The following is a 15,055-nucleotide window of genomic DNA, read 5'->3' on the forward strand; positions in this document are numbered from 1 at the left end:
TTCAAGATGCATCGCGACGGCAAGGGAACGAATCCCCGGGAGCATAGATAACTATGTGACCGGGGTGAGTGAGCGCAGCCAACAAAGAGGCAACTTGAAAGATAACGGGTATAAACGTATTATTTAAGCAATTCTCTTACCTGACCAGCAAATGCCTCACCACCATCCTTCGCGGTATAACGTACATGCAAAATAATATCTGACAAATTATCCAGAATATCTCGCTGTATACTGTCTGTTGCCGCTGATGGGAAAATGAGTTTCCAGTCAGAAACCGCCCCCGTTCCTTCAAAAGGTAAATAGCGATCATCACCGAAATTAAGATTAAATGTACCGCTATCATTAATCCCTGATGAAAGTGCGATTTGTTGGCTCGCTCTCAAATTCGTGACAATTTGTTTATTATCGCCTTCCTTATTTGAAAGTAAATATTTCACACCATTAATATCCGGCATTTTCAACGTATAACTTTTAGTTTGAGTTAAAGTCGCTTTAATATCCTGATAAGGACCAATTAATGTTGGCAGCGTGACCGATACAGACGTGATCTGGCGTAAATAATGCCCGGCATAATCTTGATCAAATAATTTCTCATTCAGTATAAATGTAATTCCTTCACCAGTTTTAAGTTCAGATTGAATATCTTGCCATTTTTTTGTATCAGATAATAGATTTTTTAACGAGATCGTTTTAGTTAACTCTAAACGACGTTCATTACGATTCAAATAAGCCGATTCCATTTTCAGTAGATTCAGTTTAATCTTTTCTCCTACCAATAAACCATTATGATTATCGTCCCAACCATTTTGCACAATAAACTGTGTAGCAAAATCCCCCATTTCATATTGCCAACATGCTTGTGCATTTAAACATAGCGAAAGCACTGCATCGTAAGCCTGACGATATAATGACATCATCTGATCATTCAACCATTGATAAAGCGAAGATTTCGTTACCCTAGTCACAGTAAGAAACTGATACATATCCTGCTCTTTTTGCAGTTGTGTCTGAGATTGCTGTAATGTTGTATTCGCAGCGGAGATTTGTGCCTCTTGCTGCTCAATCTGTTTTTTCAACATTTCCAGTTCACTTTCCGCCTGTTTATATTGAATCTCCCACTCTTCACGTCGCCGGTTATAACCCGCTTTAATACTCAATGTATCACTCGCCATTTGCATAATTAACGATGCAGTACGTGTAATACCCGCAGAACAAATAAGCGGCATATGCCATCGTTGTCCACCAAATGATGTTCCCGCAATGCTAGGTATCAGCGAAGCGGCACCAGCGACGGTTAACATTCCTTCCTCAACAGAAGAAATAATTTTTGCCGTACCTTGTAAATTCAGCGCATTGGTTTCATCTGTAGAAATGTTTTCATCATAAAGCGCCTTATAATGATCAATCCGCTGTTGTAATGTCTGCTGACTTTTTAATAATGCCTCTTTCCCTTTTTCAGCGATTGCGACAGCATCTTTCTGCAATGAAATGGCGAAAATAGCTAACTCTTTCAAATGCAATTGATTCAACTCTTCCTGTTCCGCACGATCTTTACGTTCTTGCGCACTCAAGAGTAAATCACCAAAATGACTTAATGTATCTACCGCATGATAAACACTGGGTAATAATGCCCGGAAACGATAAGGTGGTATATTCAAAATACCCGTACTACCTGCTGCCAATAATGATCCACCATTTGCCAATAAAGCGAGCAAATTTTTTGGATCGACAGGTGTTGCATATAATGGTAACGACAAAGGTTTACCATCTAAAGTTAAATTATGGCGCAAATTATAAAATCTGCTGGATAAAATATCCCAATACCACAGTAAATCATTGTTCAAAGGCACTCTGAATATCGCATTATCGACCGCCGTATGAGCACTGACTTTAGCCGCTGGAAGATCAATTAATATATCAGGATCAATATTACTCTCAAATTCGCGTAATTTATTATTCTTTGAAGAGGTGACATCTGCCAATTCAATCGGCAGCCAATGACTAACTAAATCAAAATCAGGTCTGGGACCAAGTAATTGCTGTGCTTGAAGATAGCGTAATTTAGCATTATTAAGTCCGTCATTGGTCAGAAAGCGATAAAAACTATCACCAAAATCAATTAAGTTCTGCACATACATTTGAAATATGGCTTTTTTATAATGTACTGGCTCGGCATAAGCTATCGCATCTGGATCTTGTAATTCTTTTAATTGTACTGAGCTATCTTGAAAAACCTCTAACAGGCTGCAATGCCAATAACTTGGGCTACCATTAGCCTTATTTTTCACTGCTGGGTTGAAAATATAGTGCAACCAGTTTTGGGCATCCTGATATTGTTGTGAAGCATTGAGTTGATACGCAACTAAATAAGGTACATGGAAGAAAAGCTCCCAGAAATAAATACTATTTGCCCCGTTAAGCGCAGAATCATTATTTTCATCACTACCCGGAATAGGCGGTTCATTAATATGTTGTGCCTCCCAACTCAGTACATCAGCAATAGAATGGTTAGCCCGTGCAATAAGCTCCCTGCCAAATAGGGTATTTAATCTGATAGATCGATATTTAAATTGCAATTCAGTAATATCCAGATACTGTGCTTGCGTTTTTTTATTATAGGCCAACAGCAAATTAGGATAGGGAATTTTACTGAATTTAACTTCATAATGGTTATAACCTAAGTCCGCATCTTCGCCCTCTTTCTTATAACCTAATTTTAAAAATACACTCGAATCCTTACCCTTTATTTCATCGAGATCAAGTTCTACAGTAGGAATAATACTCTTTCCATTGAGTAATTGGCGTTTTGAATATAACAGACTATCGCTCCCCCCTTCAATATTCCATAAACAGAAATCAGCCTCCCTATGACCTGAATGATCAATATCTACTTTTGGCGTTCCATCTCCAGAAGCAACAAGCTTACCACCAGATTTATTGAGTTCTGAACTAAATACTTTAGCTTCTTTTAGTCCAGACAGTGGCACTTCCATTTCTTTGGTAAAATGATAGGCATTACCTTGCTTTTGTCCCCATTCAGAAAAATTAACTTTCAGCTCAGGATAGCCACTCTGACTAGAATTAAACATAATATAAAAATAGTCACCTGATTCATAACTATTATCATTGATAGTCACCACGACAGAAACTGTTACTTTTCCATTATTTTCTTTAGCGCCATCAGCGAGTGAAATATTAACCTTTCCTGCTTCACTAGATTTACGTTTAAGATCAATATCACATGCTACAGATTTAATAATCTCTTTCCCAATCGACAAACTATTATTACCATGGAGACGTAGTTTTCTACTACCCATTTCAGCAAATAGTGTCATTTTCCCTGTCACAAGCCCAGGATAACTTTTTGACTCCAGATAAATAGGCTTGTCAACTAATTTATATGCATCCCCAAAATAGGCTGACAACATATTTGATTGTGTAAGATCTTTCGTAGAATTAGATTTAATTTGTTGATAAATATAGAGATCTAATGACTTATCACCAACCAGGGGCACAGGAACTTCGTTAAATAGTAAATTACAGGAGTACGGATAATTCTTTTCTCCTGATGTATTATTTTCTGTTTTTACTGGCTTACAAATAGCAGAAATAACTAATACCGGTTCAGCTCGCAAATCCATTAATGCAATGAGTTCAAAGTCATCATTAACTTTATTCTTATCACCAGTAAAAGTACGTAATTTATTTGGAAGACTCCATTCACCATTAAATTTTCGATATATTAAATTAATACTATAATAATTTTCTTCTTTATTATTATCAGCTTCATGTGCCAACCAAACGATATGAAGACGACCATTAATAACGACTGGGCGGATCTTAATCACTTCCCCAGTAGCAGGAATACCAATTTTTTCCCATTCTTGCCAAGCTGTAGGGTTAATGACATCTTGCATATTTCGATTAGCCATATTTAGCGATCGCCAGTAATATTGACCTGGCGTAATACTCATCTTACCAATGAAATAATATTCAGCCTGAGCGGGTGCTAATTCTTTAGTCGTATTGATATAGCCACTCATTAACTCTAAGTTACTTATTTCTTCAAATTTATTTAAATAATTCAATATAACTTCTTGAACAACTTCATCACTCAATTTCCCTTTATTTAAATTATCCTCCAACTCTTTAAAATCACTTGTTTTACCATGACGTAATATAGGGCTAATATAATTCTCTGGATAATTCCATAACTGTTGAAAACCAGCCCAAATATTATATTGGCTTAAAATATCATTCCATTTTTCTACTTTATCTTCATATTGATAATCATATCCTGGTTCCATGTTAAGCATAATGCCATTAATATATTGCTGAACACTGGAAATCGCTTGTGCAACAACACTAGTATTAACCTGACTCGATACCTGATTATCAATAAGTAAATATTGATACAAATCATCCGGCGTTTTTAAATCGAGTACATTAGCTGTTTTTGAAATATTCCCCAAGTAATAACTAACCAATCCATCACGAACATTCTCAGCTAATTTTTTAGAAACAATATTTTTCATATTCTGAACCTCTATTAAAATTTTTTATTCCACCATGAAAATTATACCCTATGGATTTCAAGATGCATCGCGACGGCAAGGGAGTGAATCCCCGGGAGCATAGCAAACTATGTGACCGGGGTGAGCGAGTGCAGCCAACAAAGAGGCAACTTGAAAGATGACGGGTATATATTTACAGAGTTGCTACCATCGCTATACCAACCTGTTTATAATCCTCATAAGAGGAATGAGCATTGATATTTATCGTCGCTAATAATGAACGCATGGAAAGTGCCATTTCCTCGGACCAAACTTTAAGTCTCATCATGATATCTATTTCAGCTAATGTTTTTGCCGTATTATCTTCCTTGCCGATAATATATGAATTAGCTAATAGTACTTCATCACGCTGCCATGACAATAGTTCAGTTAATATTTTCACCCTATTAATTTTATCGTTATTTTGATTATTCGTATTGACTAGCTCCAAATAACGCAATATTTTGTCTTCCGCGTTATCTAAAGAAGCAACTAATTGCATCCAATCTCGGTAGCGACTGAAATAATAAATACCCGATAAAGAAAGTTGCGTGTTCTGGCAGCCAAACCGTTCAGGATGTTCAGAAAAATAGTTCAACATCACAGTACTCAGTCGGAAAGTTTTAATCACTGAAATATATCGCGACAAATCATACATCAGTATCAAATAATCCTGACTGATCATCTCTGGCTGTAAATTTTTATTATCAAACAGTTCAAATGACTTCAATAAAAAATCATAACTACTTGAGCCGATCCAGTTTAAAATAAATAAAGGAAATGGTTGTGATAGCTGAAATGCATTTACTAACATACTGGCCGATATTGCATTTTGTGCAGATTGAGCTTGAGTAATAATTTCAGCCCATTGTTCAGTAATAGATACTTTGACTTTATCATCAAGTAATATACTTTTTATCGCTTTATTAATTTCATCAGTAATATTAACATCAGGCTTAACTAAACCATATTTTTGATGAGATACTGCATTTAAAACAGTATGACGTAGAGTTAACCAATCAATCAAATTACCATTATCATCTAATACTGGTAAGATATTTGATGATAAACTTTCCAGGGTTAAACTCTCTGAATTACGATGCAATCCAACTTGATTAATAAAGGCCACCTGCGCCGCATTGCCGGTCATAACAACTTCATTAGCTGGTAATAAGAATAGTTGAAGAGTACCAACAGATAATTTATTTATTCTTAACCATTCAGTGGTTTGCTCCATTGCAATCATAATATCCAGAATATCTGTTTGCCTATTATTTCCTGGTTGCGATAAATAAGGCATACCCGTGACCTGTTTTAATACTTTATTTCCACCTATCAACGTTAAAAGAACCACACCTTCCTGTGGTGTTAACCCCAAAATTCTCGACAGTTGCACAATACGATAAAACGCAGAAACAACAGGAAGTGAACATGTTAAACTTTTTTTACCCATCGATTCAGCAACTAATGGTGCTAATAAAGAAAAATCCTTCGCTTCAATTTTCAATCCAGCACATAACTTACTAATGATATTATTATCCTGTTTTTTTTCTGAATAAAACTCACGATCATCAATCACCAATGGTGCATCAAATAACGAAGATGAATTGAAAATCTGATCGAAGAAAGGAATAGCTGTACCCGTCGAGAAAGGAGTAATTTGATATATCAACGCGGCAAAATCATCAGGTGAAATATGATATTTTTTGCTCCAATGATGGAAAATACCTAACATACGTAAAGTATTTTCATTCATCTGTAATTGCTTATTTGCATCCCCTTCTGCCCGCATCGTGGCAGTCACCAATAAATCAATTTTATCTACCGGCAAATTAACCCATCTCCACAACCGTATCATGCGATTTAATCTATCAAAGCGTTCATGATTCACACCGGATAGCTTATTTATCTCTTGTGGCAAATGATCACTTGAGGCAAATTCACGATACAAATGTAAAAAATCACTCTCTTTTGCATTTGGCCCATTAATAAAAACAGCGCCATAACGATAAGGAGCCGCAGGTATACCTAAATTAAGCACATTCTGAGATAATCTCACGTTATTTTGTTCTAATGCCTTCCCTTTATTTGTAGATATTCCTTTTATACATAATAATTGCTCAACTTCTGCGACAGAAAGAGTTGTTTGTGTAGTGAAAGTTGATAACAATTCAAGTAAGTCTGCACTATTAACGCCATAATTATCCTGATAGAATTGGCTATTAGATGGGTTTAATGGCTCATTAATTATTTTTTGTTGGCAAATACCTAATTGATTTGCTAAAGGCGCGATAAATTCTCCATTAGCAGTATTCAGGTTGGATTTAAGAAAATAAGGATAACTCTTATCTGTCTGTTGCGTCATTTCCAAACAAAAAAGTTTTTTATTATCAAATGTTAGATTAATTTGGTTTTGCGCATGATCATAAGGGAGTTGGAATGGATAACGTACATTGGCTAAAAGATCATAACTAGATAAATTTGTCTTTCCTTGTTGTCTTAGCATAGCTTCCAAACGTTGATTTAGCATAGCATTAACCAATGACAATGTTGAAATCTCTTGATTGATACTCACTTCATCCAGCATTAAATGCGCTAAATCAGAGCGGCGCGTATCTATTTTAATGGCCTCAGCACCCGCATTGGATTCAATATCCATCGCTAATTTATAAATCTCTGCTAAATAAGCAACCGGTGAATTATTTGCTTCCAGTGCGCCATTTGGACAGTATTTCTGCCAATTATCCTGAAATAAGGATTGATATTGGGGACCTTCTTTCAATGAAACAGAAGAATAACTCCTGGCATATGTATTATGAGTGTAATGCTGCCGGCGAAATTTACGCGCTATTTGTATAGCATAGCTGTTTGCTGTATCATAAATATCTTCTGCCTGATGATTTAAATTATATTTATCTAAAAATAGATTACGGGGTATTCTTATAATATCAAAAATAGATTTATAATCTGATTCAATTATCTTATCGGTAAAGTTATATTTATTACCTAATTTCTTTAGCAACGGGCTGATATCATTATTCATAGGATCGCCTTTATTCGCCGGAAATATACAGGATGGATGTTTTTTTCTAAAAAAATAGATTAGAGAACAGAGATGCAATAAATAATAAGAAATTTATTACATCATCTGGTAGTTATTAAAAGTCGTTAACTATTAACTGATTTTCGGCTCAAGTGTAATCAGAGCATATCCTGCACGATTGGGTTTATTCTTATGTGTCACTCTGAGTAAAACAATTTCTGAACAAGTAATATCACTTGGTGCAGTATAAGTTGCAGTATACTTTTCGATGTCATTACCAAACTCATCTTTTATCACTTCTGGCTCACCTACCTTAATATTTCCTCTTGCCGGCATAAGGCTCCATTCACTTGGAGAAGTCAAATCATTACCGACAGAAGAGAACTCCATTACGGCATCGGGTGTTAATAACTCTTGATTATAGCTAGGATCAATCTTGAATTCAGCTATAGTACTTTTACTGATAAGCAGAATATTGACTTTATCTAAATCACCATTATCAGCAACAGCCGTCACCGTAACCATATTATATCCAGCCGGGAAAGAGGCTGGAGGCGTATATTTGCCATTTGCATCAACAACACCATAGCCAGTACCCGTTTCCACACGCCAATTCACTTTCTTATTGTTATAAACAGTAAAATTGACATTCTTATTAACATCATTTTCATTGATAACAACAAAAGAAGGACTAACCGATACTGAGGAAGGCAACAGAGTGACAACCGCTGAAGCTTTAGCGTTTGTGTTTGAATCTGTCGCAGTAATTGTCACAATTTGGCTATTTCCTTTTATCTTAGCCGGTGCCGTATAATAGCCGGTATTCGCATTAATACTCCCCAATTCCGCTGGAGTAATGGACCACTTTACTGTTGCATTGGTGTTGGTTGTAAATTTATGCTTAGTTTTCACTGGTATAGTTAATTGAAGATCTTTGATTTTAAAAGCAGTTGATGTTGGAGAAATATCACCAAATAGCACCATATCCCCAGGCACATACACTTTATCAAATTCAAGATAATTGCTTTCAGGGAAAAGAAGGTGATTAACGGCAAATAGACTAATGCTATCTAATTTAATATTTGCAACATTGGTTAATTTATTTTCAACAACACCTTTAACAATTTCTGCTGTTTTATTAATAAACTTTTCTTTAGGGAAAAAGTGTATTCCCCAACTAGGTTCATCTTGTTTGTCATATCTGGTTATCATTCTATTATTTAATTTTAATTCAATCTCATCATTAGATTTTACATGAGGCGTAATATCTATCGAGCCATCAATATAAAAATGAATTTTAGACTTGTACCAACCACCGCTTATTGGAGAATCATTAAGAATACCAACTGATTGGGTAAAATAATAAGAGTGGTCATTATTATTCGTCCCAGAAAAGACAATTTTTTCCTTGCCTGGTTTAATATGCATTCCTAAATAGGGGATCTTGGCATTCTCTAACCACATATTACTGTTATCATGATATTTCACCGTTCCCGTCCATACTTTATACCCTCCTCCTTCATATTGTACAGGTTCATTGCTCTCAGCATACCCACTTGTTATATTCAAATAGCTAGCTGAGTCATCTTTCTGGCTATCAATCTTGACCAATTCTAAATTTACACTCGTAGAACTCGGTAATAAATGTTCATATTGCGGCTTAAGAATATTCTCAAAAAGTGTCTTATTACTGATAATTAATACCGCAGAACGATTATTCGGTATCAAATAAGGGAAATTACTTGAGTTAATTGGTAATTCCCTACCGTTAGGATTATAGTTTGTTGCAATAAATAACAACACCGCCCCATGACCATAATTATCAGAACCATATAAATTAGCACCGGGTGCCGGTTGAGTTCTGATTTTAAACATTGTTGGAACCAGTCCAGCCGTATTATCCAGCTTCAAAATACCTAACTCATAAGTTACATCATTATCTTTAAGCCAATTACGGAAAAACTCCTTGACTTCTGCTGGCGCATCGTCAATAACATTGACTACTCCCAAATCTCCTTTTTTAAATTCAACAACAACTTTTCCATCATTACCAACAGAGCCTGTTGACGCACTCAAATTTACGGTTATCGTCATATGGTAATCATTATTCGGCGTAATTCTTTGATAATTCTTTACTCTACCATCATCATAAAGTTCTATTATCGTGCCAGAAATAAAATTTAATTTTACCGTTGCATGAGAATCTTCAATTGATGAATTTTCAAAGGAAATTAACGGCACTCCCAATATCAAGTTGTCAAATTTTATCTTTTTATTTCTGCTTTCCCAGAAAATAGGTGAAAAATGTGTACCTTCACTTACTTTTCTTACATATTGCTGTTCAAACAGCATATTTATTTTAGTTCTATCATAGGCAGCAACAATATCCCACCCTAGAGTCTTCGTTTTACCGTTAAAATCATCAATAATGCTATTTTCTGTGGTCATATAATCACCTATTTTAGACGTTATAAAAGATTTGTTATTAGAGGAAGCGTATTAAACAATAGCTGCCGCCATCATATTAATTTAATAATATGAAAGTCATCACGAGAATAATTTATATTTTTGCTCTATTGCCAACTTAGACATAAGTTGAATGAAAAATATATATTATTCAATTTACCCTGATAGATTAATAATCAATTAGGATATATATGATAAGCATAACATATATTAATGAAAATATAATACAGGTAAATATTAACAAAAAACATGTAATGCATAATATATAATATTAGCCATATAATTAATATTTAAATACAAAAAGCAATATACCCTATGGATTTCAAGATGCATCGCGACGGCAAGGGAACGAATCCCCGGGAACATAGATAACGATGTGACCGGGGTGAGTGAGTGCAGCCAACAAAGAGGCAGCTTGAAAGATGACGGATATAAACAATACCTATAATTCAGAATCTCTGTACGCTTGATTAATTATCGCTTTTGCCACCCATTTAGTGATCTCAATAATTTCCTCATTATCCATCTGCCAGATATCTTTCATCACCAGAAAGACCTCGGAGCCATAAATTAGGGAAAAAGATCGAATGACATTTTCCAAAGTATCCGGCGGAAAATGCCCTTTTAATGGTTCAACAACCATTGCAAGGATATCTTTACGATGTCCACGTACCAGTTTCTTTTCCTGCTTACCCTCAGATAAACATCCCTGAACCCATTGTTGCAAGGAAACTAACAGAGCAGCACGCAATGCACCTTCGTATTGAAACATTCGGGGATAAGCAAAATCCAACAACTCAGTAATCCGCTCCTCGATATTTTCACTAGCAGGCTTCCAGGTGAGGATCGGCCCAAGGCTGGCATCAACAATCGCATCAATTAAATCACTTTGTGTCGGAAAATAGCGGTATGCTGTTGCCCTGGAAACACCAGCATGCATTGCCAATTCAGAAACCGAAGGTATCGCTCTCTGTTCACAAAGCTCCAATGCCGCATTGATTAGCAATGTATAAGTTTTTTTCCGAGTACCAGTAAAATGAGTTTTCGTCTTCGAATCTATCATTGCCATAACTCTTCACCATAAAAATCGCAACATTAACACTTATGGTTAAAATATTTTTTCGCTATCATCACTCTACTCAACCATCTACAAAACGACCAAATTAATTCATTTTATTTATGTATTAAATGGGATAACAATCTCAATTTGGTAATACAACAGTGATACTTAAGTCTCATCTTGACTATAATCTGTCCATGAATGAGTCGTCAGCACCAGGGAAGTATTCGCAATTATAATGAAAAAAAGTCAATGTCAGTTGCTTTCAATCACTTTTTATCAAAACAACCTAAAGCCCTCATCATGTGAATTCACCTGATTTTTGCCAACAAGTGATTAACGAATACCGGTAAATGATGGCTTAGCCCCGGCGATAATACCGTTGCAAAAACAACACTGACACTGAAAGATTATATACAACTAATTAATGACTAGGCAAAAAGTTGCCAAAAGAGGGCATTCTAATGCTATTGTCCTATCAGGGATGAATTTACGACATGTCTGTCAGGACGTTGTACTAAAGAAATTAAAGCAGTTAACTATTCGTGTACAAAGGGAAGCCATAAGAACTTCCTGTTAATAACCTTGCTGTAAGATGTTAGGAGTTAACAAACTAAATTAACACATAAAAATACCGGCTTTGTTCTCTCCCTTTCGGAGCTTATTTCCGTCAACACCAGGCTCCTGCGGCCCCCCACCGCAGGAGTTTTTTTATGAATAAACGGGCAACAGGTTAAGATTTGATAAGATATGGGCAGCAGCATTTAGTGCGCCAAATAGCAAAATCAAGCCGATCATCACATTACCTCCCCAAACTCGATACATAGGGCTGCCAAATCGTTTACGGGATGCTCTGGCAAGTAATGCAGGAACGATAGCTGCCCAAACTGTTGCAGCAAGGCCAGCAAAACCTATCGCATGAATAAAACCATTCGGATAAATCATGCCACCGACCATTGGCGGAAGAAACGTCACTAATGCCGTTTTAAAGCGCCCCAGTTTGGTATCATCAAATTTAAGGAGATCAGCCAGGTAATCGAACAACCCAAGCGTGACACCAAGGAATGAGCTGGCAACCGCAAAGTTAGAAAAGAGAGTCAATAATAAGCCCAGAGCAGAACTGTTCAATCCTCCACTTAATGATTGAACCAAAACATCAATATTGCCCCCCTTTGCTACGATTTCGACAAAATCAGGCCGGGAAATATTTCCCATTGTTCCAACCAACCAGATCAAATAAAGCACCAAAGCCATTGATGTCCCAATAAACAGACATCTCTTTATTTTTTCTGGTTCTTTTCCATAATATTTCATCAGGCTAGGAACATTACCATGATATCCAAAGGAGGCCAGACAGAAAGGTAAAGTCATTAATATATAAGGCCAGTAAGTTGGATTAACTTCAGTTGTATTAAACAATACCGCCGGTTTAATATTATAAACCAAACCGCCGAACGTCATAAAGAAAGTTAATACCTTAGCACCAAGAATAATCGACGTCATCCTGCTAACAGTTTTAGTACTTAACCAGACAATAAATGCAACAACAAGAGCAAATAAAAAACCAGCAAGCCCAGGTGAAAAATCTATCGATACTTCTCGCATAGCATGTTGAATAATCGATCCACTCGCAGAAATATAAGCGTAAGTCAGTATATATAAAACAAAAGCAAGGGTAATACCATTAATGATATTCCAACCATTGCCTAATAGATCTTTTGTTATAGTACTGAAACTTGAGCCAATTCGATAATTAAGATTGGCTTCCAATATCATTAATCCTGAGTGCAACATGCAAAACCAGGTAAAAATCAAAGTGGCAATTGACCAGTAAAACCATGCTCCTGACATGACAACCGGTAAAGAAAACATGCCCGCACCAATAATCGTTCCACCAATGATCATGGCGCCGCCAAATAAAGATGGAGACGATTTTTTTATCGGCAAAGTAGCCATATATGTTACCCTAGCGTGGCGTTATACCCGTCATCTTTCAAGTTGCCTCTTTGTTGGCTGCACTCGCTCACCCCGGTCACATAATTACCTATGCTCCCGGGGATTCACTCCCTTGCCGTCGCGAAGCATCTTGAAATCCATAGGGTATATAATAAGAAGTATAATTGGGGATGCCCTTAAACAAGGATCATCCCGATTTTTATTATTTAATTGGTTTTAATCTTGCAACGAAATGCCGTAATACGGATGGCTCATAAGTAAACGTTAATCCTTTAATCTGAGGAATTCGCTCCTTCAAGGAAATAAAGGCTTCTACAACATAATCCATATGATCATTAGTATAGACGCGACGAGGAATCGTTAATCGCAAAAGTTCCATTGGTGATGGTTTCTGTTTTCCGGTTGTTGGATCACGACCTAATAACAAAGAACCAATCTCCACACTTCTTATTCCCGCCTCCAGATATAATTCATTATTCAGTGCATGAGCTGGGAATTGTTCCCCTGGAATATGCGGTAATAATAATTTAGCATCAACAAATACAGCATGACCACCGGTTGGATATTGAATAGGAATACCTGCATCTCTTAATCTATTACCTAAATAAGCCACCTGATTAATACGATATGCCAGATAACTCTCATTCATCCCTTCTTCAAGACCAATTGCCAATGCTTCCATATCGCGTCCGGCGAGACCGCCATAAGTCACAAATCCTTCCATTGGCACACAGCGGGTACGCACTTCATTAAAGAGATCTTCATCATCACGGAAACAACAAAGACCACCAATATTGACCAAGGGATCTTTTTTAGCTGACATTGTTAACATATCACCATATTGATACATCTCCTTGACGATCTGTTTAACGGATTTATTTTCATAGCCCTTTTCTCTTTGCTTAATAAACCAAGCATTCTCACAGAAACGGGCTGAATCAATCACCACCGGAATATCGTGTTGCTTTGCTATCTCATACACAGCGCTCATATTAGCCATAGAGATAGGCTGACCACCGGAGCTATTACAGGTAACGGTTGTAATAATCGCGACAACATTATCAGCGCCATGTTCTGCTATCGTTTTTTTCAATTCATCAATATCAAAATCGCCTTTCCAATCATAATAGGTGGTTGTATCAAAGGCTTTTGACGTGACAACATTAATCGCTTTCGCGCCATTTAATTCAACATGAGCCGCTGTCGTATCAAAATGGAAATTAGAAATAAAGACCGGATGCGTTGCGCCACCTTGTGCTTTTTTCCGAGCAATTAATGTCGGGAATAAAATCTGTTCTGCTCCACGCCCTTGATGGGTTGGAATAGTATATTGGTAGCCAATTAATTCATTAACTTTATCACATAGATGATAATAGTTACGGGAACCTGCATAAGCTTCATCCCCCATCATCATTCCTGCCCACTGGCGATCACTCATTGCTCCAGTGCCAGAATCCGTCAGCAAATCAATATAAACCGCGTCACTAGGTAATAGGAACGGATTATATCCGGCTTCTTCTAATGCTTTTTCACGTTCGGCACGAGTAGTCATGCGAATATTTTCTACCATTTTAATACGGAAAGGTTCTGGAATACGTTTCATATATATTTTTATCCAATAATTGGCTATACTGCATAATTCAGACAAATTTCCAAAAACAGACAGAAATATGCCAAAATAAATATAGTGATTAAAAAATTTAATTTTAAATATAACCAGAACAGTTAATCAGGGAAAAAATGAGAAATACGGTGATCGACATTAAACCATGCTTTCATATTACAAGAACAGATAAAATAATAACGTAAAAATATAGAAATCATAAAATGAATTTATTCCCTGATTAAAATCAGCCATTAAGATATAGATAATATTTAAATTATCCGTGACCAATTCCACAAAAATAGAAAACAGCAGAAATATAATTTTATATATAGATTCAATTTAATGAATCAGATAAATCAACAAGAAAAACA

General features: G+C 36.2%; 7 protein-coding genes. All 7 read right to left on the reverse strand.

Annotated features, from left to right (window positions below):
• Nucleotides 1-119 precede the first annotated feature (119 nt).
• The 7 genes from LGZ98_RS04130 to tnaC all read right to left on the reverse strand — a co-directional run bounded on the left by LGZ98_RS04130 (nucleotide 120) and on the right by tnaC (nucleotide 14,902).
• Nucleotides 120-4,535 carry a Tc toxin subunit A-related protein gene (locus LGZ98_RS04130; RefSeq protein WP_262977762.1) on the reverse strand — a complete coding sequence of 1,472 codons (4,416 nt, stop codon included), beginning with the start codon at nucleotides 4,533-4,535 and terminating at the stop codon, nucleotides 120-122.
• A gap of 172 nt (nucleotides 4,536-4,707) precedes the next feature.
• Entirely contained in the window at nucleotides 4,708-7,596 is a 2,889-nt protein-coding gene (locus LGZ98_RS04135) for a Tc toxin subunit A (RefSeq protein ID WP_262977763.1), read from the reverse strand.
• Between the two features lie 132 nt (nucleotides 7,597-7,728).
• Nucleotides 7,729-10,044, reverse strand: coding sequence for a hypothetical protein (locus tag LGZ98_RS04140; protein ID WP_262977764.1), 2,316 nt, complete (start codon nucleotides 10,042-10,044; stop codon nucleotides 7,729-7,731).
• 460 nt (nucleotides 10,045-10,504) lie between these two features.
• The gene (locus LGZ98_RS04145; protein WP_262977765.1) at nucleotides 10,505-11,131 is read right to left on the reverse strand and encodes a TetR/AcrR family transcriptional regulator; all 627 of its coding nucleotides are present in this window, start codon (nucleotides 11,129-11,131) and stop codon (nucleotides 10,505-10,507) included.
• 702 nt (nucleotides 11,132-11,833) lie between these two features.
• A complete protein-coding gene (mtr, locus tag LGZ98_RS04150) occupies nucleotides 11,834-13,078 on the reverse strand; it encodes a tryptophan permease (protein WP_228903012.1) in 1,245 nt (414 codons plus the stop codon).
• Between the two features lie 202 nt (nucleotides 13,079-13,280).
• Nucleotides 13,281-14,681 (reverse strand): tryptophanase, encoded by a 1,401-nt coding sequence (gene tnaA / locus LGZ98_RS04155; RefSeq protein WP_228903011.1) that lies wholly within the window; start codon nucleotides 14,679-14,681, stop codon nucleotides 13,281-13,283.
• Between the two features lie 122 nt (nucleotides 14,682-14,803).
• Nucleotides 14,804-14,902, reverse strand: coding sequence for a tryptophanase leader peptide (gene tnaC, locus LGZ98_RS24205; RefSeq protein ID WP_113042652.1), 99 nt, complete (start codon nucleotides 14,900-14,902; stop codon nucleotides 14,804-14,806).
• Between the last annotated feature and the right edge of the window lie 153 nt (nucleotides 14,903-15,055).

The organism is Photorhabdus kayaii (assembly GCF_025384895.1).
Lineage (GTDB): Bacteria > Pseudomonadota > Gammaproteobacteria > Enterobacterales > Enterobacteriaceae > Photorhabdus > Photorhabdus kayaii.

Excerpts from the sequence above, each read along its gene's own strand:
- LGZ98_RS04145 (WP_262977765.1), bottom strand. The coding sequence starts at position 11,131 with ATGGCAATGATAGATTCGAAGACGAAAACTCATTTTACTGGTACTCGG.
- tnaC (WP_113042652.1), bottom strand. The coding sequence starts at position 14,902 with ATGATTTCTATATTTTTACGTTATTATTTTATCTGTTCTTGTAATATG.
- LGZ98_RS04135 (WP_262977763.1), bottom strand. The coding sequence starts at position 7,596 with ATGAATAATGATATCAGCCCGTTGCTAAAGAAATTAGGTAATAAATAT.
- tnaA (WP_228903011.1), bottom strand. The coding sequence starts at position 14,681 with ATGAAACGTATTCCAGAACCTTTCCGTATTAAAATGGTAGAAAATATT.
- mtr (WP_228903012.1), bottom strand. The coding sequence starts at position 13,078 with ATGGCTACTTTGCCGATAAAAAAATCGTCTCCATCTTTATTTGGCGGC.
- LGZ98_RS04130 (WP_262977762.1), bottom strand. The coding sequence starts at position 4,535 with ATGAAAAATATTGTTTCTAAAAAATTAGCTGAGAATGTTCGTGATGGA.
- LGZ98_RS04140 (WP_262977764.1), bottom strand. The coding sequence starts at position 10,044 with ATGACCACAGAAAATAGCATTATTGATGATTTTAACGGTAAAACGAAG.